This window comes from Buttiauxella warmboldiae (assembly GCF_003818135.1).
In the GTDB taxonomy this organism is placed as follows: Bacteria; Pseudomonadota; Gammaproteobacteria; order Enterobacterales; family Enterobacteriaceae; genus Buttiauxella; species Buttiauxella warmboldiae.
Map to the genome: position 1 here is coordinate 120,429 of NZ_RPOH01000030.1, position 21,986 is coordinate 142,414.

Annotated in this window: 22 protein-coding genes and 1 tRNA gene; 14 read left to right on the forward strand and 9 right to left on the reverse strand. The window is 52.3% G+C overall.

Annotated elements, in window-relative coordinates:
* Nucleotides 1–17 precede the first annotated feature (17 nt).
* Nucleotides 18–1,604 carry an arylsulfatase gene (locus EHN07_RS09120; RefSeq protein ID WP_124023855.1) on the reverse strand — a complete coding sequence of 529 codons (1,587 nt, stop codon included), beginning with the start codon at nt 1,602–1,604 and terminating at the stop codon, nt 18–20.
* A 980-nt stretch (nt 1,605–2,584) separates the two neighbouring features.
* Here EHN07_RS09120 and EHN07_RS09125 point away from each other — a divergent pair.
* The 6 genes from EHN07_RS09125 (at nt 2,585) to EHN07_RS09150 (ending at nt 9,166) form a co-directional block, all read left to right on the forward strand.
* Nucleotides 2,585–4,198 carry a mechanosensitive ion channel family protein gene (locus EHN07_RS09125; RefSeq protein ID WP_244202381.1) on the forward strand — a complete coding sequence of 538 codons (1,614 nt, stop codon included), beginning with the start codon at nt 2,585–2,587 and terminating at the stop codon, nt 4,196–4,198.
* Nucleotides 4,195–5,346 carry a BamA/TamA family outer membrane protein gene (locus EHN07_RS09130; protein ID WP_124023857.1) on the forward strand — a complete coding sequence of 384 codons (1,152 nt, stop codon included), beginning with the start codon at nt 4,195–4,197 and terminating at the stop codon, nt 5,344–5,346. The genes EHN07_RS09125 and EHN07_RS09130 overlap by 4 nt, the downstream gene beginning before the upstream one ends.
* A gap of 86 nt (nt 5,347–5,432) precedes the next feature.
* Nucleotides 5,433–6,368, forward strand: coding sequence for a porin family protein (locus tag EHN07_RS09135; RefSeq protein WP_167467302.1), 936 nt, complete (start codon nt 5,433–5,435; stop codon nt 6,366–6,368).
* A complete protein-coding gene (locus EHN07_RS09140) occupies nt 6,368–7,501 on the forward strand; it encodes a BamA/TamA family outer membrane protein (protein ID WP_124023858.1) in 1,134 nt (377 codons plus the stop codon). Before EHN07_RS09135 ends, EHN07_RS09140 begins: the two co-directional genes overlap by 1 nt.
* Nucleotides 7,501–8,622, forward strand: coding sequence for a DUF4056 domain-containing protein (locus EHN07_RS09145; RefSeq protein WP_124023859.1), 1,122 nt, complete (start codon nt 7,501–7,503; stop codon nt 8,620–8,622). Before EHN07_RS09140 ends, EHN07_RS09145 begins: the two co-directional genes overlap by 1 nt.
* A gap of 85 nt (nt 8,623–8,707) precedes the next feature.
* Nucleotides 8,708–9,166 carry a GNAT family N-acetyltransferase gene (locus EHN07_RS09150; RefSeq protein ID WP_124023860.1) on the forward strand — a complete coding sequence of 153 codons (459 nt, stop codon included), beginning with the start codon at nt 8,708–8,710 and terminating at the stop codon, nt 9,164–9,166.
* Between the two features lie 308 nt (nt 9,167–9,474).
* Here the strand turns inward: EHN07_RS09150 and EHN07_RS09155 are convergent.
* From EHN07_RS09155 to aspA, 6 genes are all read right to left on the reverse strand, one after another.
* Nucleotides 9,475–9,550, reverse strand: a tRNA-Phe gene (locus tag EHN07_RS09155).
* A 114-nt stretch (nt 9,551–9,664) separates the two neighbouring features.
* Nucleotides 9,665–10,240: a transcriptional regulator gene (locus tag EHN07_RS09160; RefSeq protein WP_124023861.1), complete on the reverse strand. Its 576-nt coding sequence runs from the start codon at nt 10,238–10,240 to the stop codon at nt 9,665–9,667.
* 39 nt (nt 10,241–10,279) lie between these two features.
* Nucleotides 10,280–12,052 (reverse strand): protein-disulfide reductase DsbD, encoded by a 1,773-nt coding sequence (locus EHN07_RS09165; protein ID WP_124023862.1) that lies wholly within the window; start codon nt 12,050–12,052, stop codon nt 10,280–10,282.
* Nucleotides 12,028–12,351 (reverse strand): divalent cation tolerance protein CutA, encoded by a 324-nt coding sequence (gene cutA, locus EHN07_RS09170; protein ID WP_124023863.1) that lies wholly within the window; start codon nt 12,349–12,351, stop codon nt 12,028–12,030. Before cutA ends, EHN07_RS09165 begins: the two co-directional genes overlap by 25 nt.
* 98 nt (nt 12,352–12,449) lie before the next feature.
* The gene (locus EHN07_RS09175; RefSeq protein ID WP_124023864.1) at nt 12,450–13,751 is read right to left on the reverse strand and encodes an anaerobic C4-dicarboxylate transporter; all 1,302 of its coding nucleotides are present in this window, start codon (nt 13,749–13,751) and stop codon (nt 12,450–12,452) included.
* A gap of 112 nt (nt 13,752–13,863) precedes the next feature.
* Nucleotides 13,864–15,300 carry an aspartate ammonia-lyase gene (gene aspA, locus EHN07_RS09180; protein ID WP_064561797.1) on the reverse strand — a complete coding sequence of 479 codons (1,437 nt, stop codon included), beginning with the start codon at nt 15,298–15,300 and terminating at the stop codon, nt 13,864–13,866.
* 340 nt (nt 15,301–15,640) lie between these two features.
* Here aspA and EHN07_RS09185 point away from each other — a divergent pair, with 340 nt between their 5' ends.
* The 4 genes from EHN07_RS09185 to EHN07_RS09200 all read left to right on the forward strand — a co-directional run bounded on the left by EHN07_RS09185 (nt 15,641) and on the right by EHN07_RS09200 (nt 18,762).
* On the forward strand, nt 15,641–16,126 hold the full coding sequence (locus EHN07_RS09185) for an FxsA family protein (RefSeq protein WP_124023865.1): 486 nt from the start codon (nt 15,641–15,643) through the stop codon (nt 16,124–16,126).
* 138 nt (nt 16,127–16,264) lie between these two features.
* The gene (locus EHN07_RS09190; protein WP_034461121.1) at nt 16,265–16,558 is read left to right on the forward strand and encodes a co-chaperone GroES; all 294 of its coding nucleotides are present in this window, start codon (nt 16,265–16,267) and stop codon (nt 16,556–16,558) included.
* Nucleotides 16,559–16,607: 49 nt separating this feature from the next.
* Nucleotides 16,608–18,251, forward strand: a complete 1,644-nt coding sequence (groL, locus tag EHN07_RS09195) for a chaperonin GroEL (protein WP_124023866.1) — start codon at nt 16,608–16,610, stop codon at nt 18,249–18,251.
* Nucleotides 18,252–18,408: 157 nt separating this feature from the next.
* On the forward strand, nt 18,409–18,762 hold the full coding sequence (locus EHN07_RS09200; protein ID WP_124023867.1) for a DUF4156 domain-containing protein: 354 nt from the start codon (nt 18,409–18,411) through the stop codon (nt 18,760–18,762).
* A 76-nt stretch (nt 18,763–18,838) separates the two neighbouring features.
* On the opposite strand, the gene epmB is transcribed toward EHN07_RS09200, so the two are convergent.
* Entirely contained in the window at nt 18,839–19,867 is a 1,029-nt protein-coding gene (gene epmB / locus EHN07_RS09205; RefSeq protein ID WP_124023868.1) for an EF-P beta-lysylation protein EpmB, read from the reverse strand.
* A 40-nt stretch (nt 19,868–19,907) separates the two neighbouring features.
* On the opposite strand from epmB, the gene efp reads away from it, so the two are divergent.
* The 4 genes from efp (at nt 19,908) to sugE (ending at nt 21,361) form a co-directional block, all read left to right on the forward strand.
* Nucleotides 19,908–20,474, forward strand: coding sequence for an elongation factor P (gene efp, locus EHN07_RS09210; RefSeq protein WP_124023869.1), 567 nt, complete (start codon nt 19,908–19,910; stop codon nt 20,472–20,474).
* Between the two features lie 61 nt (nt 20,475–20,535).
* Nucleotides 20,536–20,670: an entericidin A/B family lipoprotein gene (locus EHN07_RS09215; protein ID WP_124023870.1), complete on the forward strand. Its 135-nt coding sequence runs from the start codon at nt 20,536–20,538 to the stop codon at nt 20,668–20,670.
* A gap of 102 nt (nt 20,671–20,772) precedes the next feature.
* Entirely contained in the window at nt 20,773–20,919 is a 147-nt protein-coding gene (ecnB, locus tag EHN07_RS09220) for a lipoprotein toxin entericidin B (protein WP_124023871.1), read from the forward strand.
* Between the two features lie 124 nt (nt 20,920–21,043).
* The gene (gene sugE, locus EHN07_RS09225; RefSeq protein ID WP_124023872.1) at nt 21,044–21,361 is read left to right on the forward strand and encodes a quaternary ammonium compound efflux SMR transporter SugE; all 318 of its coding nucleotides are present in this window, start codon (nt 21,044–21,046) and stop codon (nt 21,359–21,361) included.
* On the opposite strand, the gene EHN07_RS09230 is transcribed toward sugE, so the two are convergent.
* Nucleotides 21,358–21,891 carry a lipocalin family protein gene (locus tag EHN07_RS09230; RefSeq protein ID WP_124023873.1) on the reverse strand — a complete coding sequence of 178 codons (534 nt, stop codon included), beginning with the start codon at nt 21,889–21,891 and terminating at the stop codon, nt 21,358–21,360. The two genes, sugE and EHN07_RS09230, sit on opposite strands and share 4 nt — an antisense overlap.
* Nucleotides 21,892–21,986 lie beyond the last annotated feature (95 nt).

The window sequence follows — 21,986 nt, forward strand, 5'->3', positions numbered from 1 at the left end:
CCGGTATAAGTAAAAAATTAATTACTTTTCGCACCCTGCTCGATCAAAGACTGAACATCTGAGACGGTGAAGGAGCCTGGTTTTTGACGTGGTGGGAACTCCTGGAAGCTTTGCAGCATTTCACCGACGTATTTCTGCGCGCCACCGAGCAGGAACAGGCGGCTATAGAACCAGTTGTTGTAATCCATACCGGTATCGCCTTTTTCCAGCGGGTCGATTTCCAGATCGAAAATCATCGGGACGCGCAGGACGGTGAACGGATAGCGCCACACATCCATGCCGGTATGTTCCTGAATCATGAAGTGGGCTTTCCAGCGGCCATAGCGGATGGCCAGCAGGTCGCCATCATCGCTCCAGTAGAAGAACTCTTTACGCGGGTCTTCGCCTTTGCCCTGCAGGAAATCGAGCTGGTTATAGCCATCCAAATGGACTTTGTAAGTTATCGAGGTGGTTTTGTAGCCTTTGAGCAACTGCTCTTTGATATCCGGCACGCCGGCTGCCGCGACCAGAGTAGGGAACCAGTCGTTACTGGCAACGATATCGTTAATCATGGTGCCAGGCTTGATATGGCCTGGCCATTTGATCATCGCCGGTACGCGGAAACCGCCTTCCCAGCCGGTATTTTTCTCACCGCGGAATGGCGTCATGCCGGAGTCGGGCCAGGTGGCGAGCATCGGGCCGTTATCGGTGGTGTAGAGCACTATGGTGTTGTCTTCGATGCCGAGGTCTTTAATCTTCTTCAGCACTTCGCCCACTATCTTGTCATGCTCAACCATACCGTCGGCATAATCTCCCAGCCCGGTAACGCCTTTACTGGCATCTTTGATATGGGTTTTGTTGTGCATACGGGTGGTGTTGTACCAGGTGAAGAAGGGCTTCCCGGCTTTGGTCTGGCGTTCCATAAAGTCGTTGTTGGCGGCGAGCGTCTCTTCGTCAACCGTTCCCATACGTTTGATATTAAGCGGGCCGGTATCTTCAATTTTGCCGTCGGCGCTGCTCTTAATGACGCCGCGTGGGCCGAACTGTTTACGGTACTCAGGATCTTTCGGATAGTCTGGGTTTTCCGGCTCTTCTTCGGCGTTCAGATGGTAGAGATTGCCGAGGAACTCATCGAATCCGTGCGCGGTTGGCAGGAATTCATCGCGGTCACCGAGGTGGTTTTTACCAAACTGCCCGGTAGCATAGCCGAGCTGTTTAAGGATATTGGCAATAGTGGGATCATTTTTGCTGATGCCCTGCGGTGCACCCGGCATCCCGACTTTACTCATCCCGGTACGGAATGGCATTTGCCCGGTAATAAACGAAGAGCGCCCGGCGGTAGAACTTTGTTCCGCGTAGTAGGAGGTGAATTTGGCACCCTCATTGGCGATGCTGTCAATGTTCGGCGTTTTATAACCCATGGTTCCCTGGTTATAGGTGCTTATATTCCAGTAACCCACATCATCGCCGAAAATAACTACGATGTTAGGTTTCGAGGTGTCTTGCCTGGGGGCATTTTCGGAGGAGGCTGTCGCAGGTGCGGCATTAACACTGGACACGGCGCCAGACATCAGCGTAAGCATGCTGGCTATCATTGTCCTTTTAAAAGGGACGTTATTGAGCATCTTTGGAACTCCGTTTATTAGGGGGCTCAGTGAGTATAGTCAAGGCCTGAAATTTGCCATTACATTTTGAATTGTCATGGAAATATCTTAATTAAGAGGGGTGGAACAATGGTTAAATTAAAAAAATGCCAAAGTTAGCTAACTAATTGAAATGGAATAAATGGTGCGATATACCGTAGCATTTGAAACTAAAGTAAGTCTTAACTAATCTGTTTATTTTTAAATATCAAGATGAGATATCAGGCGAGATAAATGAGAGGGCAGTAGCCAGGCCCGAAATTTATTTTTCCGATTAGTGACCTTCGCTAAGTTAAAGCGGCATCAGCAATACGCATTTAGTTGCATTATGAAATTATTAATAAGTTACACGATTACTGCCATCTTTCCTGGCGCGATAAAGCTCTTTATCCGCTTTTTCGGCCAGGATTTCGAGGTTCATGCCTTTCTGCCATTGCGCCATACCCTGGCTGATAGCCCGGGCCTGGGTAATGTTATCGCAACCACAACCACATTAAGGCAGCGCCTTGTGATAAAAACCATCAGTAATATTTTTCCTGAATTTTAGCGTAATCATCAGGTTTATTAATGACAGAGAGATGATATAGCTACACAGTATTTGTAAAATTAAAAGAAACGATTCAGCTCCGCTGATATCGAGGCCGCGCAACAGTAACCAGACGCAAAATATAATATTTAATGACAAGAACCACATGTAACCTTTAGTGCTGGTAATAACGCTTTCGCCAGCGCTGTGATTAATGTCCATCAATGCTGATCCTCTCGTCAGGTTATTTGATGATAGCCTGTTGTTCATCCAGCTGTCACCTGGCGAGCTTGCTTACAGGCAACACCTTAATCTCTCTTCAGTTATCTTGAATATGCTTAATGCTGGTCTATGCTCAACGTAGGTTATGCACCGGGGAGATTTTGTCGCGTAACTGAATAATAAAATAAAAATCCTTCCTTTCCGGGTGATGCATATGATTAGAGCACTGCTGCTATTTTTGGCATGGACATCGCTGTTCGCCTCTTACGCGCTACAGGCGGCGGAACCTCGGCAGCTTCCTTCCGCACAGGATAAAGCACGTACGGTTTATATTTTTCATCACCCGATTGTTATGTTGCAGGCCAAATTTGGTCTGACGACGCCCGAAGAGCGCGTGCTGCGTATTCGCCACATTCTACGTTCACTCAGCGAAGAAGATGTTCGCCAGCCGGTGAAAGTGACTCCGGTTAAGCGTTACAACCAGCAGGCGCGGCTATTTACCATTAACGGCAAGCCGTTAATGCTGCTGGCTGAAGGCGATCTGGACGAAGGCGATGACTTAACCCTCGACCGGGCGGCACAGCTGGTATTAATACGCATGGATGAGCAGCGCACTTCCTTACGCGATCAATACTCTTCGTCTTATCTCGCGACTGCGACGGCAAAAACGTTGGCCGGTACGCTCGCTTTGGGGCTGCTGCTGTATGGCGCATTCCGATCCTGGAGAGGGGTGAAGCGTTATTTTGAAGCCAGAGTCAGCCGGAAAAAGGGGCTGATTCCGGCTAAATGGCGCGAGTTAGTGGGGGCGGTGGAAGGCTATCTCTATGGTCTGCTGATGATTTTACTGGGGATCGCCGCATTTTATCTCTGGCTGAGCTGGATCTTCCAACTCTACCCGTGGACGCGAGCCTGGGGGGAATCATTAGGCGAATGGTCGATTAATGTTATCCAGCGGATTGCGTTATCCATCGTTTCCGCTTTCCCTGGCTTATTGATTGTGTTGATCATTTTTTTAATTACCGCCTTTATTCTGAAGCTGCTGAAAATCCTGCTTACCCGCGTTGAGAGCGGCAAGCTGGTGGTGCCGGGCCTGCACCCGGAAACGGTAGGAGCAACGCGCAAACTGATTTCGGTGATGGTCTGGCTCTTCGCGCTTTCAGCGGCCTATCCGTTTTTGCCCGGGGCCAACTCTCTGGCGTTTAAAGGCATCAGCGTGTTCTTCGGTTTGATGTTAACGCTTGGCTCGGCCGGGGTGATGAACCACGCGATGAGCGGCCTGGTGCTGACCTATTCACGCGCGCTGCGCAAAGGTGATGTGATCCGCATCGGGGATAACGAAGGGCTGGTAAACGAAGTCGGGATGCTGGCCACGAAAATTTTGACGCGCGAAAACTACATTGTGACGGTGCCCAATGCCGTGGTGGTGAGCGGCAAAATTACTAACCTTAGCGCGCAGAACCCGGGCGGGGGCGTCAACCTGACGACCAGCGTCACCATCGGCTACGACACCCCGTGGCGGCAGGTTCACGCCATGCTGGAACTGGCTGCCAGGCGCACCCAGGGTATCGATCAACAGACCTTGCCACTGGTGCGTCAGCTTAATCTGATGGACTGGTATATCGCCTATGAACTGCAGGTCACACTGCGCCCCGATGAATCGCTGGCAGGAGTGAAAAGTGAATTGCACAGCCATATTCAGGATGTGTTTAACGAGTTTAACGTGCAGATTATGTCGCCGAATTTTGTTAACCAACCGGAAGGCCCGGTAACGGTGGCACGGGATAACTGGTTTGCGGCACCGGCCATACAGCCTGATAAGCAGCCATGAAAAAGCCCCTATCCGCGTTAGCGGTTCTGTTATCTATAGGTCTGTTTCCGCCTCTGGAGGCCAACGCCGCCGGGTTGATTGACGATACGGATGGCATGCCTGATATGAGCAACTACCTGAGCGAAAACCGCTACGGTTTCCTGCCGATCCCGGTAGTGATAACCGAACCTGCCATTGGCTACGGCGGCGGCTTATTCGCTCTTTTTTTGCATGATACGGCAGATAGCAAAGCCGCCAAATCCCGGCCTGATGCGCCCGCGATCCCTCCCGCGATGTCGGCATTCGGCGGCGGGGCCACGCAAAACGGCACCTGGTTTGTCGGCGGCGGCCATCGCCATACCTGGCATAACGACAGCATTCGGTATCTGGTCGCACTTGGCTATGCCGATATCAATCTGGATATCTATTCCGGTGATATCGCCGGTTTTGGCCAGGGCAAGGGGATTAGCACGCAAACCCGGGGCTACGGCGGGATGCAGAAACTGCTGTTTCGCGTCGCGGATACGCCGTTTTTTCTTGGCGGCTCGCAGTTTTATGCACAAACAAAAATCTCAGCGGATAACCGGGTTATTAACCGGGCACTGCAACGGGTGCTGGGGGAAGAAAGCGCCTCTTCTGCTGTCGGGCTGATTGCGCAATATGATACCACTGACAATTTTTTCTACCCGCGCAATGGGTTGTCAGCCACCGGGGAATACCAGTTTTATACCGGCTTCCTCGGTGGTGATTATCGCTACGACATGCTGACGCTCGACGGGAAATATTTTCAGCCGCTGGGCCAGGAGTTCACTCTGGCACTGGCGGCAAATTATCAATCGCTTTCGCGCCATGACAGCCACCTGCCGCCGATGGCGCGGCCTTATATTAATTTGCGAGGCATCTCGCGTTACCGCTACCAGGGGGATTATGTCAGCACCGTGCAAACCCAGCTGGCATGGCAAATGACGCCACGCTGGATATTGCAGGGATTTGTGGCAGCAGGAAGCGCCAGCAAAACCGCCGACGATCTCTACCGGCAAACCGAAGTGGCGTATGGCGGCGGGTTCCGCTATCTGATTGCCCGCCAGTTTGGTTTGCATACCGGGGTTGATGTCGCCTTTAGCGACAGCGAACAGGCCGTCTATTTTAATGTGGGGGCGGGCCTGTAGCGGAAATAAGCCGCCCGATCGACCATGCAAAAAGATAAGAGAATACGATGAAGAAAATCCAATGGGGTGTGCGGCAGTGTCGGGCAATGGCGCTGCCGTTACTGTTTGTATCCGGCGCGGCGTTTGGCGCTACGGCAGATGCGGTGACAGAAAGCAGCCGGTTTCCCATCTGGGGGGATGAAGCGCGCGCGCGGGGATATTCTATTCCGCTGCCGTTTGGCGTGAATCTCAGCTACATGAATATGCGCCAGAATGTTGATGTCGATAGCATTACCTTCTCCGGGTTGAAACTTGGCGCGCATCCGATTCCCAGCGATATGTTTGCGATTGACGTCGGCCATACGCGCGAGCGCAGTAAAACTGAAAACCTGCGTCTGGATATGTGGGTGTTTCCGTTTTTAAATATTTATGGGCTGGTGGGTTACACCAAAGGCTCGTCGGTTTCGAACGTGTCGGTGGATGCCGATCCGTCGCGTTATACCGGCGTTAACCGCATTATTGCCTCGTCGGTGCACAGCCTGAATAAGAGCGGCGATTTGCAGAACATCGATTTTACGCTCGATTTCGAAGGCGTGACCTATGGCACGGGTATTACGCTTGCGGGCGGCTACCAGAACTGGTTTACGCTGGTGGACACCAACTACACGCGCACCAGTTTTGATATTCTGGATGGCAAAATCTCTGCCCTGACGGTGTCGCCGCGCGTAGGGTATCGCTTTGATATGCCGTCTATTTCCGGGCCGTCGCATTTGAGCGTCTGGGTTGGGGCGATGTATCAGGATGTGCAGCAGGAGTTTAAAGGCAATCTCTCTGATCTGCATATGCCGGCCGAACTTCAGCCGCTAATCAATTCGGTGAATAAAGATAACGAAGGGCGTTTTGATGTTAAACAGCACCTCACCTCGCCGTGGAACACCCTGATTGGTGCGCAATACGAGCTCACGGCAAACTTTAATCTGTTGACGGAAATTGGCTTTAACGAGCGTAATAGCTTCTTCCTCGCGGGTGAATATCGATTCTGATGAACAAACGCGGCGCGCTATTTTGGGGTTTAGTAAGCCTGGTGAATCTATCGACTGACGCGGTTGCCACCTCGCGCGAGGAGATGGATGGTTTTCTGGGAAAGCTGGGGGCGGATAATCAGTATGATGCCGGTAAAGGCATTAACTGGAGCGTGCTGCCGGGGCCGTTTTATACCCCGGAACTGAAGCTTGGGCTGGGTACCGCGATCGCTGGGGTGTACCGCGTCGATCCCAACGATCGCGTGACGCAAAACTCATCGGTGTCGTTTACCGGCTTTGTCAGCAGCAGCGGGGCGTTAGGGGTGGGGATGAAGAATTACACCTTCTTTACCGATGATGAGTGGCGCCTGTTTATTGACGGATCGCTGGCGAAGATCCCCACCGGATTCTGGGGGATTGGCTATAACGCGGCGCAGGGGAACGAGCAGAAATATACCCAGCAGTCGTTTAGCCTGCATCCGAAGGTTATGCGCCAGGCGGTTGATAACCTTTATGCTGGCGTAGGCTGGGATTTTTCAACCTATGACGCGGAAAAAATCGCCGACCCACATCCGGGCGATAACTTTTCCCGTTACGACGCGGGCAGTAACTCGAAAAGCTCCGGCATCACCGCCGCCATCAGCTACGATTCGCGGGATGTGATAACCCGGCCGCTGCGTGGCCAATTTTTCAGCGCTGAGTACACTTTTTTTGATCCAGCCATCGGCTCGGATAGCCACTTTACCGTTTTGCAGCTGCAATATAATTACTACTTCCCGCTTAGGGATGAAGATGTTTTAGCCTTTGATCTTTGGGGGCGTTTTGCTCGTGGTGAGGTGCCCTGGGATCGTCTATCTCAGGCCGGTGATGACAAACGGATGCGCGGCTATTATCAGGGGCGCTACCGCGATAAAGATGTTGTCAGTACCCAGCTGGAATACCGTAAAAAACTCAACTGGCGACACGGCTACGTTCTGTGGTTGGGGGTCGGTGCGTTAAGCGATAGCCCGCAACATCTGTCAGATAACCCGCTGCTGCCCACCGTGGGGGCAGGCTATCGTTTCGAGGTGAAACCAGATATGAATATTCGCCTCGATTTGGGAATCGGTAAAGAGAGCAGCGGGTTTTACTTTCAGGTTGCGGAGGCATTTTAATGCGGGTTTGGTTTTGGGCAGCACTATTGGGCGTGGCCTTTCAGAGTATTGGTGCACCACTCAACCCTACGGATATTTCGCCTATTGAGCAGGCAAGACGCGTGTGGCCTGTCGCGCAAGATCTCACGGCTCCAGAATCACTGCGCCCGTGCTGCGCATTTGGTTATGATTTGCAGGTTCGCGCAGTGGGTGTACCGATTCCTGTCTATCAGATTGGTAATATTCTCACGCTCCCGACGCTCGGCCAGCATCGTTATAACGACAGCGCGCTGGGCGCCGTCAAAAATATCGTTGGTTTAAGCGGCGAGAAAAACGGCCTGATTTATAGCCAGCGCGGGGGCTTTATTGATATCGCCCACGTCCGTGATACCGCCGATAACACCTTCTACCTGTTTACGCAGATTTATTCCCGGCTCGGCCAGGAGTGGCGTCTTTTCTATAGCGAAGAGTTAGGCGTACGGCGTATTCAGCTTTATGCCTTCACCCCGCCTGCATCGATGTCGGAGCGTTATACTCTTGCCGCATGGCTTGCGGGACATCTCGCATTCCAGCTCGCACAATGGCATGAAATCGCTCAGTGGTATGGGTTCCAGTCCGTTCCGGGCTTTTCTGAGGAGGTCTCTGCCTTCTCGCCGGAAGATCTCTACTCCAACTTATTGGGCGCAAGGCTTGCTATCAACGTGATTTTGCACGGCCATGGCCGCTCGGTTGAAGCCTACAACGCCGCGATGGATAAGGCGTTACATAAAGTTCTGGTGCAGCTTGGCGCCGTCAGAAAAACCGAATCGGAAAGGCAATTCCGTGAAGTCGACGGTGACTGGTGGAACAGCAAACGCCGGGTGCCGGATAAGTTTCTGGTGCTCAATCGTAACTACGATTTAAGCGAAAACCGCTACCCAACTGAAGTGCCATTCGAAAAAGCGCGGCGTTATCGTTTAACCATGCCAGCGGCTGTTGCCGGGCTGGCATTGAGCCAGCTTGGCGAGCTGCAAATTCATCCCGGCAGCGATATGCGTGGCCTTAAAGCGCCACAGCATTTTTATCTGCCAGCACAGTTTCCGACGCTGGCGGAGCAAGCCAAATACGCCGACCAGATCCAGCTCCAGCAACTGAACAAATAAGTGCCATAAGAAAGCGGTATTGGACGGCGTAGCCGATGTGCGCTTTGATGTTGCAAATATGTAAATAGCAATCAGGAAGCCGGGCATGTTGACCATCAAAACCGACGATCTTTCACACCCTGCGGTGCAGGCATTAGTGGCCTACCATATTTCCGGAATGCTGGAACAATCGCCGCCGGAAAGCAGCCATGCCTTAGATGTGCAGAAACTCCGTGATCCAGAAGTCACATTTTGGTCGGCGTGGGAAGGGGAGCAACTTGCCGGAATTGGCGCGTTGAAAATGCTGGATGACGAGCACTGCGAGCTGAAATCAATGCGCACCGCGACGGCGTTTTTACGCCGCGGCGTGGCGAATCAATTTCTGGTACATATCCTGGAAGTCGCACGTGAACGTGGTTTCCAGCGCCTTAGTTTAGAAACCGGTACCCAGCCGGGATTCACTGCCTGCCACCATCTCTATCTCAAGCACGGTTTTGTCGATTGCGAACCCTTTGCAGATTATCAACCCGATCCAAACAGCCGATTTATGACGCTGGTTTTGTAGTGGTTTCTTTGAACGGCGCTTGCGCTGTTTATGGCCGCGAGGGCGAATTGCAGGGATGCGACGAATAATCGGACGCAGTTCGATGGAGAGTCCAAACTCCCAATAGCAAAAAACCAGCCTTCAGGCTGGTTTCTTTAAATAGTGGTGCCCGGACTCGGACAAAAACGTCGGGAACGTTTTTGAACAGCGCTTGCGCTGGCCCGTCAGGGTGAGTCGCAGGGATGCGACGAATAATCGGACGCAGTTCGATGGAGAGTCCAAACTCCCAATAGCAAAAAACCAGCCTTCAGGCTGGTTTCTTTAAATAGTGGTGCCCGGACTCGGAATCGAACCAAGGACACGGGGATTTTCAATCCCCTGCTCTACCGACTGAGCTATCCGGGCAACGGGGCGCATTAAACCGTAAAGGCCGTTGGGCGTCAACGGCTTTATCATAAAAAAGGGGTTAAATACGTTTAACTGCCTGCTTTTCATGCAGAACGACGAGAAAACGTTTCATCAGGTTAATGCGCCACCTTTTCGGCACTGTGCAAAGCGCAGTATATCTTCCGCCAGCTGGCGGGCGATTTCGATATCAGCCTGGCTGCGTTTAACCAGTAAACGGCTCAGACAGCCCTCCAGCACCAGCTCCATTTGATGCGCCACCATCGTTGGATCATCCACTTCCAGCTGGGTGAGCATAGCGTGAGTGAACTCCCAGGCCGCTTCTTTCTGCCTATCGGCCAGCTGATGAATCGGGTGCGATGCATCCGGGTAAAAGGTGCAGGCGGCAATAAACAGGCACCCCGGGTAGCGGTTATGGTTCACGCATTCGGTTAACGCCTCATAGCGCTTGAGCAGTTTTTGCTCAAGCGACAGCTCTTCGTTTAGCGTGAGCTGGCGGCGCCAGACGTCTATTTGCTGGCCCAAATAACGCAACGCGTCGTAAAGTAAGGCTTCACTGTCAGGCCAGAAGTTCCTGATCTCCTTAACGGGATAGTCTGCCTGAGTGGCGACCATCTCAAGGGTAGTGCTGGCAATCCCTTCACGTTCAAGGACGTGGAGGGCGTGCTCTAGTACGTCTTCGCGTTGCACGATCGTCTCCTTCAACGGTCATTCCCACCTTAGTGTTGTTTACTGCGCATGATTGTGCAAATGCGCACGGAAAGTATCGGCATCCATAAAGCCCGTCACCCGGGCGTTCGGTTGCTCGCGTCCTGCCTTATCAAAGAACAGAATCGTTGGCAGCCCTAAAACCTGTAGATGCTTTAACAACCTCACATCCTGTGCATTGTTAGCGGTAACGTCTGCCTGCAGTAAAACCGTATTTGCCAGCTGTTGCTGTACCTGTGGGTCGCTAAAGGTATATTTCTCGAACTCTTTGCAGGCCACGCACCAGTCAGCGTACAGATCCAGCATCACCGGTTTCCCTTTTGCCTCAGCCAGGGCTTGATCCAGCTGTTCCACATTAGCAATTTTGCTGAAACTGAGATGCGCCTGGCTGGTCGCGGCGGGGGTCGCAAACGCCCAGTCCTGCAGCGGTTTTGCCGCTACCAGAGCGGCACCCAGTAAGATAATTTGTACCACACGCATCCACGATTTTGTTGCCTGTAAGCTGGTGATAAACGCCCAGCTAAAGAACGCGACGCCCAGCAAACCCCACAAGCGAATGCCCCACGGCTCTTCCAGTATGCGCTCCAGCAGGAAAACCGGCAGTGCGAGGATCACAAAACCAAACGCGGTTTTGACGGTTTCCATCCACGGGCCGCTTTTTGGCAGCAGGCGGTTGCCAAAAACGGTGATCAAGATCAGCGGTAACCCCATGCCTGTTGCATAAAGGTATAACGTGCCACCGCCGAGCCACATGTTTCCGCTCTGGGCGATATACAGCAGGATGGCACTCAGCGGCGCGGTGGTGCAGGGCGAGCAAATCAGCCCGGCTAAAGCGCCCATGGCAAATACGCCACCCGCAGAACCACCCTGCTGGCGATTGCTCATCAGAGTGAGACGGGTTTGTAGCGATGATGGTAATTGCAGAGTGAACAACCCAAACATTGATGCGGCAAGCAATATAAATAGGGCAGATAAACCGATAAGCACGTACGGGTGTTGCAGCGCCGCCTGGAACTGCAGACCGGCGGCGGCAACCACAAGGCCCAGCGCGGTATAGGTTAGCGCCATTCCCTGTACATAAACAAAGGTGAGAAGCAGAGCGCGGGCGGTGGACAGACGTTGTTTACCGCCAAGCACGATACCGGAGATCAGCGGATACATTGGCAGCACGCAGGGCGTGAAGGCGATTCCAATACCGATTAAGAATGCCCAGAGTGCGGAGAACGGCAGTTGGGCGGTAGCGGTGTTGTCTGAGCCCCACGCCCCGACCCCTTCTGCTGGGGAGAGGGAGGAGGAAGATGCCGCGGCGTGGGTCTTTTCCCTCTCCTGGGGGAGAGAGTCAGAGTGAGGGCGGCCCTCATTCACAGCCACTACTTCGCTCAGCGGCACCACGCGCGTCTCTGGTGGATAGCAGAACCCGGCTTCCGCACAGCCCTGATAGGTGACGCTTACCGTTGCCCCTTTAGCTGCGCTCTGAATCGTTACCGGCAGATTAAGCTGTTTCGTGTAGATTTCCGTCTTGCCGTAAAACTCATCCTCATGCCAGCTGCCTTTAGGCAATGCTAAGGGGGCCAGTTCGGCCCGCACGGGGTTTAGGCTGATTTGCTGGCGATAAAGGTAGTAACCCGGTTTTATCTGCCAGTTGAGGGTGAGCCGGTTTTCTGACTGCTGAAAATCGAACGCAAAAGCCCGATCGACGGGAACAAACTGTGATTTGCTCTGGTTGTCGAACAGACCGGCAAAAGCCTGTGAGCTGAGCAGCGCAAAAATTAGCGCAAAGATGCGTAGAGCCATGAGAGGTATTCACTATCTCCGTGGGTAACTGGCAGAACCAGTAATTCAGGGGTCTGGTATGGGTGATGGGATTTCAGGCAGGCCAGCAGGGCTTCCTGATGCTCAATGTCGCTTTTGAGCAGCATCTGCACTTCATACTCCTGCTCCATTTTCCCTTCCCAGTAATACAGCGAGGTGGCGCCGGGTAATAAGGTGACGCATGCCGCCAGTTTTTCAGCCAGCACCAGCGCGGCAAGTTCCTGCGCGCAGGCTTCGTCCGGGGCAGTACAAAGGATGACAACAGCCTGAGTCGTTGGCATAGCTAACCTCGTATCTGGTGGGTCAGCGGTGACTATAGCATGGGGGGAGCGAGGGGAGGTGTTAAACGGGCCGCAGGGCGACCCGTGTTTTAAAAGATTTACAGAATCAGCCCGCCGACGATGAAGCCGAGGATCACGCACAGCGTAATGGCAATCACGCCGGGAATTAAGAACGCGTGGTTAAACACGTATTTACCAATGCGTGTTGAACCGGTGTCGTCCATTTCGACTGCCGCCAATAAGGTTGGGTAGGTTGGCAATACGAACAGCGCAGAAACCGCAGCAAAAGAGGCGATAGCCGTCAACGGGCTAACCCCCAGCATCAGCGCTGCTGGCATCAACGCTTTTGTGGTCGCGGCCTGGGAGTAAAGTAAAGTGGCCGCGAAGAAGATCACCACCGCTAATAACCACGGATAGCCTTGCAGCAAGTCACCCGCTACAGCCTGAATATCCTGAATATGGTTTTTGACGAAGGTATCACCCAGCCATGCCACGCCCAGCACGCAAATACAGGCGCTCATCCCTGATTTGAAGGTGCTGGCATTAAGGATTTCACCGGTATCAATTTTGCAGGTGATGCAGATAAGCGTGGCGATGGTCAGCATGAACACCACAATCGCTTCGTTACGCGGCAGGATTGGATTTTCGATCAGGCCCACGGTGCTGCTGATGGCCGTTGCGTAGAACATCACCGCAACGATGCCGATCAAAAACAGCAAAACGGAGCGTTTCGCGTGCGGTTTCAATGTAAACACACTGTTGCCGCGTAGTTTGATTTCACCTTTGGCGAGGCGTTCCTGATAAACAGGATCGTCTTTCAATTCGCAGCCGAGGAAGTTACAGACGATAGCCGTCAGCATCACGGCGACCAGGGTCACCGGAATACAGATAGCCAGCAGGGTCAGATAGCTGACGCCTAGCGGCTCCAGAATGCCGGCAAAGAACACTACTGCGGCAGAAATCGGTGAGGCGGTAATCGCAATCTGTGACGCCACAACGGCAATAGATAGCGGACGAGAGGGGCGGATCCCTTGCTCTTTCGCCACTTCGGTGATCACCGGCAGCGTGGAAAACGCGGTATGGCCCGTTCCGGCGAGAATGGTCATAAACCAGGTCACCAGCGGGGCGAGGAACGTGATGTATTTTGGATGACGGCGCAGCAGTTTTTCTGCAAGGCTGACCAGGTAGTCCATCCCACCTGCCACCTGCATAGCGGCAATCGCCGCAATAACCGCCATAATGATTTCGATAACGTCAAACGGTATCGCGCCAGGCTTAACCTGAAAAATCAGCGTTAACACCAGCACCCCAAAACCGCCAGCAAAGCCAATGCCGATGCCGCCGAGTCTGGCCCCAAGGTATATCGCTAACAGCACGATAACGAGTTCTGCTCCAAACATGCTTTCCTTCCTTGTGTTTGATTAATTGATAATTATTTGTTGTTTTTTTGTTGGTGCCACAAATGAAAAAGGCACGTCCAATGGACGTGCCTTGTGTTAACAACCGGAAAGATTACTGTTCACTTTCATCGGTATAGCGTTTGGCTTTATAGACCGGGTGCATCAGGTTATTGATGGAGAAAATATCATCCAGCTCGGCTTCGGTGAGCAGGCCGCGTTCCAGAACCACTTCGCGTACGCTCTTACCGGTTTCTGCACAAATCTTCCCGACGATGTCGCCGTTGTGGTGGCCAATGAACGGGTTCAGATAGGTGACGATACCAATCGAGTTGTAGACGTAGCTTTCACACACTTCTTTATTCGCGGTGATGCCGTTAATGCATTTTTCCAGCAGGTTGTAGCAGGCGTTGGTCAGAATGTGGATAGATTCAAACATCGCCTGGCCGATAACCGGTTCCATGACGTTGAGCTGCAGCTGGCCTGCTTCGGAAGCCATGGTGACGGTGATGTCGTTGCCAATCACTTTGAAGCACACCTGGTTTACCACTTCCGGAATGACCGGGTTCACTTTGGCAGGCATGATGGAAGAACCGGCTTGCAGCTCTGGCAGATTGATTTCGTTCAGACCCGAACGCGGGCCGGAGGAGAGCAGACGAAGGTCGTTACAGATCTTCGACATTTTCACCGCCAGGCGTTTAAGCGAGCTGTGCACCATAACGTAAGCGCCGCAGTCGGAAGTTGCTTCGATCAGATCTTCGGCTGGCACACACGGCAGGTTGCTCACTTCCGCCAGTTTCTGCACCGCCAGCTGCTGGTAGCCTTCTGGCGTATTCAGGCGGGTGCCGATAGCGGTCGCGCCGAGGTTCACTTCCAGCAGCAGTTCTGCGGTACGCAGCAGATTGCGGGTTTCTTCATTGAGCAGCACGTTGAATGCGTGGAACTCCTGGCCCAGCGTCATCGGTACCGCGTCTTGCAGCTGGGTACGGCCCATTTTCAGGACGTTTTCGAACTCCACCGCTTTACGCTGGAAGCCGTCGCCTAACTGATTAATCGCATCAATCAGTTTCACAATAGAGGCATACACCGCGATGCGGAAACCGGTTGGGTAGGCATCGTTAGTGGACTGGCATTTGTTCACATGGTCGTTCGGGTTCAGGAACTGGTACTCACCTTTCTGGTGGCCCATCAGCTCAAGCCCAATATTGGCGAGCACTTCGTTGGTGTTCATGTTGACGGAAGTCCCGGCACCGCCCTGGTAAACGTCCACCGGGAATTGGTCCATACACTTGCCGTTATTCAGCACTTCATCACAGGCCTGGATAATGGTGTTTGCGATGCTTTTCGGAATGGTTTGTAACTCCTTGTTTGCCATTGCCGCTGCTTTCTTCACCATCACCATGCCGCGCACAAATTCAGGGATGTCACTGATTTTGCTGTTGCTTATATAGAAGTTTTCAATCGCTCTCAGAGTATGAACACCATAATAGGCATCCGCTGGCACTTCCCTGGTACCCAACAAATCTTCTTCGATACGAATGTTATTTAACATGTGAACCTTCTTAATTAATGCTGCCATTGATTGATCATTGCACACACAGGATCTTTGGTTGTGCGATGAATAGACCGACGATTATGTCCATATTCGGTCTCGACGCCGTGATGATATGCTGATGATAGCGAAAAGCAGTAATCTGGATCACTTAATACGGCGCAGCTCACATAACAATTATTAATATGTGATGTTGATCAATTGTTGAAAATTTCCAAAAAAATAATGCGGCACGAAGATTGATTTTTGGCTAAAGCGTCGCCATCTCTTTGACTATGCATAATTGCTAACCTATTTTCGCAAGTGCCTGAAAGCGCTTGCCCAACTACAGGAGTGTGCGGTGCGCTGGATACCGTTAATAGCCGTTTTTCTCTATGTTTACATTGAGATTTCATTATTTATTCAAGTCGCCCATGTGATGGGGGTTTTCCTGACGCTGGTACTGGTGATCTTCACTTCCGTCATTGGTATGTCGCTGGTTCGCAACCAGGGTTTTAAAAATTTCATGCTGATGCAGCAAAAAATGGCTGCGGGGGAAAGCCCGGCCGTTGAGATGATTAAAAGCGTTTCGCTGATCATCGCGGGTTTACTGCTGCTGTTGCCCGGTTTTTTCACCGACTTCCTTGGCTTGTTGCTGTTGCTGCCGCCCGTACAAAAGCATCTGACGCTAAAACTGATGCCGCATTTGCGTTTCTCTCGCACGGCTGGCGGTGGTTTTAGCGCGGGTACGGGTGGGGGTTCCACCTTCGACGGCGAGTATCAGCGTAAAGACGATGCGCCAAAGCAACTCGACGACCGTGATAATGAAGATCGTCACAATCGTTAAAAATCGAAATTTTTTTTGTTTTCCCCCCTTGAAGCGGGGAAGGCTCATCCCCATCTCTCAGGTCACCAGCCGATAACCTATTTTGGGCCGGCGTTTCCCAAACAACTGATACTGACTTTCTCAAAGGAGAGCTATCACATGAGTATTCGTCCATTACATGACCGTGTCATCGTCAAACGTAAAGAAGTTGAATCTAAATCTGCGGGCGGCATCGTTCTGACCGGCAGCGCAGCTGGTAAATCAACTCGTGGCGAAATCATCGCTGTCGGTAAAGGCCGCATCCTGGAAAACGGTAATGTGCAACCGCTGGACGTCAAAGTCGGCGATATCGTAATTTTCAACGATGGCTACGGTGTTAAGTCTGAGAAGATCGACAATGAAGAAGTGTTGATTATGGCAGAAAGCGACATTCTGGCGATTGTTGAAGCGTAATCCACGCGAAAAACTGAACTGAACGCAACGAATTTAAGGGAAAAGAACAATGGCAGCTAAAGACGTAAAATTCGGTAATGACGCTCGTGTGAAAATGCTGCGTGGCGTTAACGTACTGGCAGATGCAGTGAAAGTTACCCTCGGTCCTAAAGGCCGTAACGTAGTTCTGGATAAATCTTTCGGTGCACCGACTATCACTAAAGACGGTGTTTCCGTTGCGCGTGAAATCGAGCTGGAAGACAAGTTCGAGAACATGGGCGCGCAGATGGTGAAAGAAGTTGCCTCAAAAGCGAACGACGCTGCGGGTGACGGCACCACTACAGCAACCGTACTGGCTCAGTCCATCATCACCGAAGGCCTGAAAGCGGTAGCGGCTGGCATGAACCCAATGGACCTGAAACGCGGTATCGATAAAGCTGTTATCGCCGCTGTTGAAGAGCTTAAAGCGCTGTCTGTTCCATGCTCTGACTCTAAAGCTATCGCTCAGGTTGGTACTATCTCTGCTAACTCCGACGAAACCGTTGGCCAGCTGATCGCTGAAGCAATGGAAAAAGTGGGCAAAGAAGGTGTTATCACCGTTGAAGAAGGCACCGGTCTGCAGGACGAGCTGGATGTGGTTGAAGGTATGCAGTTTGACCGCGGCTACCTGTCTCCATACTTCATCAACAAGCCAGAAACCGGTTCTATCGAACTGGAAAGCCCGTTCATCCTGCTGGCGGATAAAAAAATCTCCAACATCCGTGAAATGCTGCCGGTTCTGGAAGCCGTTGCGAAAGCAGGCAAACCGCTGCTGATCATCGCTGAAGATGTTGAAGGCGAAGCGCTGGCGACTCTGGTGGTTAACACCATGCGCGGTATCGTGAAAGTTGCTGCTGTTAAAGCACCAGGCTTCGGCGACCGTCGTAAAGCGATGCTGCAGGATATCGCAACGCTGACTGGCGGTACGGTAATCTCTGAAGAGATCGGTATGGAGCTGGAAAAAGCGACCCTGGAAGATCTGGGTACCGCTAAGCGTATCGTTATCAACAAAGACACCACGACTATCATTGATGGTACTGGTGAAGAAGCGGCAATCCAGGGACGTGTGTCTCAGATTCGCCAGCAGATCGAAGAAGCCACTTCTGATTACGACCGTGAAAAACTGCAGGAACGCGTAGCTAAACTGGCTGGCGGCGTTGCAGTCATCAAAGTCGGTGCGGCTACCGAAGTTGAAATGAAAGAGAAGAAAGCACGCGTTGAAGATGCCCTGCACGCTACCCGTGCTGCGGTTGAAGAAGGCGTGGTTGCCGGTGGTGGTGTTGCGCTGATTCGCGTGGCTTCTAAACTGTCTGAACTGCGTGGCCAGAACGAAGACCAGAACGTGGGGATCAAAGTCGCGCTGCGCGCTATGGAATCTCCGCTGCGTCAGATCGTGCTGAACTGTGGCGAAGAGCCATCTGTTGTGGCTAACAACGTGAAAGCCGGCGACGGTAACTACGGTTACAACGCAGCAACGGAAGAATACGGCAACATGATCGACATGGGTATCCTCGATCCAACCAAAGTGACGCGTTCTGCTCTGCAGTATGCCGCTTCTGTGGCTGGCCTGATGATCACCACCGAATGCATGGTTACCGACCTGCCAAAATCTGATGCCCCTGACTTAGGCGGCGCAGGTATGGGCGGTATGGGTGGCATGGGCGGCATGATGTAATTGCCCTGACATTTATGTGCTAGTCACATCGTGTTAAGAAAACCCTCAGGCAGAAATGGCTGAGGGTTTTTTCTTTTTGGCCACACTCTGGTATAAGATCTCACCGGGCGACGACTGCCCGCCACTATTCAAGACAGCATTGATAACGGGGAACAACATGCGCATTAAAGTTTCAGCAGGAATGGCTGTGGCAGCGCTGCTGCTGGCAGGCTGTAGCACCAGCAACGATCTTTCTGCTGGTGGGCAGGGCGTCCGTTTTGTTGAGGAGAAGCCAGGCACTGAATGCCAGCTATTAGGAAACGCAACCGGTGAGCAAAGTAACTGGTTTTCCGGGCAGCAGGGCGGTGAAGGCGGTTCTATGCGTGGCGCGGCAAATGCTCTGCGTAATAACGCCGCGGCGATGGGGGGCAACGTGCTGTATGGCGTGAGCAGCCCGACGCAAAACCTGCTGTCGAGCTTCGCTCCTACCGCCAGCAAAATGACGGGTCAGGTGTATAAGTGTCCGAACTGATTGTGTTGTAAAACAACCCTCACCCTGGCCTTTCCTTGAGGGAGAGCCCTGGGTGGGGCGAACCTCTTAAAATCGCTCAGCTTTGCCGCAGCTGCAAATCCAGCGGCGTCTTACTCGGCTCACCACCAATCTCTCGCGCAAGTTTCGGCACCATGTAGCCGGAAATCAACGTTAGCAGCTCACGCATAATGATTCTGGCTTCGTCGTCACTCACCATGAAGTGGGCCGCGCCCTGCACTTTATCCAATACATGCAGGTAATAAGGTATCACTCCCGCATCAAACAGCGCGTTGCTCAGGTTGGCAAGCGTCCGGGCATTGTCGTTTACACCGCGTAGCAGCACGCTCTGGTTAAGCAGCGTCACGCCCGCCTGGCGTAAATTCGCCATCGCCGCTCTGAATTCGTCACCGATTTCCTGTGCGTGATTAATATGATTAACCAGAATCACCTGCAGGCGCGAACTGGCCAGTAGGGTAACCAGCGTAGCGGTGATACGAGCCGGGATCACAATCGGCAAGCGGCTGTGAATGCGTAACCGCTTAATATGCGGGATAGCTTCCAGTCCGGCGAGCAGCCACTCCAGTTCACTATCTTTCGCCATCAGCGGATCGCCACCGGAGAAAATAATTTCGTCCAGTTCCGGATGTTCACTGATGTATGAGATAGCGGCCTGCCAGTTGCGCTTGTTTCCCTGGTTATCGGAATACGGGAAATGGCGGCGGAAGCAATAACGGCAGTTGACCGCACAGCCACCTTTTACCAGCAATAGTGCCCGGTTGCGGTATTTGTGCAGCAGTCCGGGCACCACGCTGTGCTGCTCATCAAGAGGATCGATGCTGAAGCCTGGAGCAGCAACAAACTCCTCCTTTGCGGTTAACACCTGGCGCAAAAGTGGGTCATCAGGATTGCCTTTTTCCATGCGAGCGACAAAAGCCCGCGGTACGCGCAGGGCAAAAAGTCGACGTGCATCGCGTCCCGCCAGCAGCTCTTTATCGGCGTCCAGATTTAAAATATGCAGCAGTTCGTCGGGATCGGTTATAACATCGGCAAGTTGCGTTAACCAATCTTCTCTGCGGGGGGGATTTAGGGTTACAATGTGTGCCATTTTTTGGCTAAGCTACCAATTAACAATTTCAGAGGGCCTTATGGCGACTTATTCTAGCAACGATTTCCGTGCCGGTCTTAAAATCATGTTCGAAGGCGAACCTTACGCAGTCGAATCCAGTGAGTTTGTGAAACCAGGTAAAGGCCAGGCTTTTGCCCGCGTTAAAATGCGCCGCCTGCTGACAGGCACCCGCGTGGAGAAAACGTTCAAATCTACCGACTCCGCTGAAGGCGCAGACGTTATCGATATGAACCTGACTTACCTGTACAACGACGGTGAGTTCTACCACTTCATGAATAACGAAACCTTCGAGCAGCTGGCTGCGGATGAGAAGGCTATCGGTGATAATGCTAAATGGATGCTGGATCAGGCCGAGTGTATCGTGACCCTGTGGAACGGCCGTCCAATCGCGGTACAGCCGCCAAACTTCGTAGAGCTGGAAATCGTGGAAACCGATCCAGGTCTGAAAGGCGATACTGCTGGTACCGGTGGTAAGCCTGCAACACTGTCTACTGGTGCCGTTGTTAAGGTACCTTTGTTCGTGCAGATTGGCGAAGTGATCAAAGTTGACACCCGCTCTGGCGAATACGTTTCTCGCGTGAAGTAAGGCGTGAAGGTCGGCGGTGGCGCGCTTTGCGCATCATCGCCGCTTGCTAAAGGTAGGGAAGATGAACCGTTTGATTAAAAATTTACTTTTCATCACGTTATTAACGACGATTCTGTCGGGGTGTAACACCACTCGCGGCTTTGGCGAAGATCTCAAGCATCTTGGCGGTTCAATCGAGCGCGCTGCAAACAAGTAATTTCCAACTCTCCTAAAAATCTGCTTTTTCCTTCAGCCTGCTAATTTTTGTCTATGCTTTAACTGCTATACACAAACAATACGGTCAAAAAAGGAAACGGTCATGATTAAGAAAACTATTGCAGCGGTCTTTTCTCTCGTGGTGCTTTCGTCTTTACTGACGGCGTGTAATACGACTAAAGGTGTTGGTGAAGATATTCAGGATGGCGGTCAGGCGATTTCCGGAGCCGCAACCAAAGCGCAGAATTAATGCAGCACATAACGGTACGGCTCATGCCCGTACCGTTATGTTAGAATCGCTTTCTTATTAGCCTTATGGGACGACCCATAAGCGCTTCTTGCTTTCCGGGGACGGCCCCATAACGGAGCTGTATATGGCCTGGTTTATTCTTGTTATTGCCGGTTTATTAGAAGTTGTCTGGGCCGTTGGCCTGAAATATACCCATGGTTTTACCCGCCTGTGGCCAAGCATGATCACGATAGTGGCGATGATTGTCAGTATTGCATTGCTGTCATGGTCGATGAAAACGTTGCCTACCGGTACGGCTTACGCCATCTGGACGGGGATTGGCGCAGTCGGCGCGGCGACTACGGGTATCTTGTTACTGGGCGAATCAGCAAACCTGGCCCGCATTGCGAGCCTTGCGTTGATTGTCGTTGGGATTATTGGTCTGAAACTCAGCACTCATTAACCGGCGGGCTGTTTAACCCACAATAGCCTCTCGACCGGAAAACCCTGACGAGTCGCGATATCAAGCATCTGCTGTTTGGCTTCTGCACTGATAGATGGGGTACGCGACAATATCCACAGATACTCTTTATCCGGCCCGCATACCAGTGCGTGCCGGTACTCCTTATCCAGCGCTATCACGTTATAGCCACCGTAAAACGGCCCGAAGAACGAGACTTTCAATGCTGCGCGGCCCGGGTCACCTGTGAAGTAAGCTTTGCCAACGCTTTGCTGCCACATCTGCCTGTCAGGGTTAAAACCCCGGTTGATGATTCGAATCCCGCCATCGTCCATGGCGCTGTAGGTCGCGGTCACCTGCTCCAGTCCACTTTCAAATTGGTGATCAAGGCGGGCAATTTCATACCATTTACCAAGATACCGTTTAGCGTCAAAGTTATTCACCACCGTAGTGCCGGGGGGAGGAGCAGGGGTGCTACAGGCAACAACAAGAAACGCAACAGCAAGAGTGGTGATAATCGGCCAGATGCGCATAGCTAATTCCTTCTATATATAGTTAGCTAAGTGTAGATGACCTCCGGGAAAAACCTCCGTATCACCAAATATCGACACGATTGTGGATAACTTTG

What these genes read in the sequence shown, in the direction of transcription:
- EHN07_RS09120 (WP_124023855.1), bottom strand. Translation starts at nt 1,604, where the DNA reads ATGCTCAATAACGTCCCTTTTAAAAGGACAATGATAGCCAGCATGCTT.
- EHN07_RS09125 (WP_244202381.1), top strand. Translation starts at nt 2,585, where the DNA reads ATGATTAGAGCACTGCTGCTATTTTTGGCATGGACATCGCTGTTCGCC.
- EHN07_RS09130 (WP_124023857.1), top strand. Translation starts at nt 4,195, where the DNA reads ATGAAAAAGCCCCTATCCGCGTTAGCGGTTCTGTTATCTATAGGTCTG.
- EHN07_RS09135 (WP_167467302.1), top strand. Translation starts at nt 5,433, where the DNA reads ATGGCGCTGCCGTTACTGTTTGTATCCGGCGCGGCGTTTGGCGCTACG.
- EHN07_RS09140 (WP_124023858.1), top strand. Translation starts at nt 6,368, where the DNA reads ATGAACAAACGCGGCGCGCTATTTTGGGGTTTAGTAAGCCTGGTGAAT.
- EHN07_RS09145 (WP_124023859.1), top strand. Translation starts at nt 7,501, where the DNA reads ATGCGGGTTTGGTTTTGGGCAGCACTATTGGGCGTGGCCTTTCAGAGT.
- EHN07_RS09150 (WP_124023860.1), top strand. Translation starts at nt 8,708, where the DNA reads ATGTTGACCATCAAAACCGACGATCTTTCACACCCTGCGGTGCAGGCA.
- EHN07_RS09165 (WP_124023862.1), bottom strand. Translation starts at nt 12,052, where the DNA reads ATGGCTCTACGCATCTTTGCGCTAATTTTTGCGCTGCTCAGCTCACAG.
- cutA (WP_124023863.1), bottom strand. Translation starts at nt 12,351, where the DNA reads ATGCCAACGACTCAGGCTGTTGTCATCCTTTGTACTGCCCCGGACGAA.
- EHN07_RS09175 (WP_124023864.1), bottom strand. Translation starts at nt 13,751, where the DNA reads ATGTTTGGAGCAGAACTCGTTATCGTGCTGTTAGCGATATACCTTGGG.
- aspA (WP_064561797.1), bottom strand. Translation starts at nt 15,300, where the DNA reads ATGTTAAATAACATTCGTATCGAAGAAGATTTGTTGGGTACCAGGGAA.
- EHN07_RS09190 (WP_034461121.1), top strand. Translation starts at nt 16,265, where the DNA reads ATGAGTATTCGTCCATTACATGACCGTGTCATCGTCAAACGTAAAGAA.
- groL (WP_124023866.1), top strand. Translation starts at nt 16,608, where the DNA reads ATGGCAGCTAAAGACGTAAAATTCGGTAATGACGCTCGTGTGAAAATG.
- EHN07_RS09200 (WP_124023867.1), top strand. Translation starts at nt 18,409, where the DNA reads ATGCGCATTAAAGTTTCAGCAGGAATGGCTGTGGCAGCGCTGCTGCTG.
- epmB (WP_124023868.1), bottom strand. Translation starts at nt 19,867, where the DNA reads ATGGCACACATTGTAACCCTAAATCCCCCCCGCAGAGAAGATTGGTTA.
- efp (WP_124023869.1), top strand. Translation starts at nt 19,908, where the DNA reads ATGGCGACTTATTCTAGCAACGATTTCCGTGCCGGTCTTAAAATCATG.
- EHN07_RS09215 (WP_124023870.1), top strand. Translation starts at nt 20,536, where the DNA reads ATGAACCGTTTGATTAAAAATTTACTTTTCATCACGTTATTAACGACG.
- ecnB (WP_124023871.1), top strand. Translation starts at nt 20,773, where the DNA reads ATGATTAAGAAAACTATTGCAGCGGTCTTTTCTCTCGTGGTGCTTTCG.
- sugE (WP_124023872.1), top strand. Translation starts at nt 21,044, where the DNA reads ATGGCCTGGTTTATTCTTGTTATTGCCGGTTTATTAGAAGTTGTCTGG.
- EHN07_RS09230 (WP_124023873.1), bottom strand. Translation starts at nt 21,891, where the DNA reads ATGCGCATCTGGCCGATTATCACCACTCTTGCTGTTGCGTTTCTTGTT.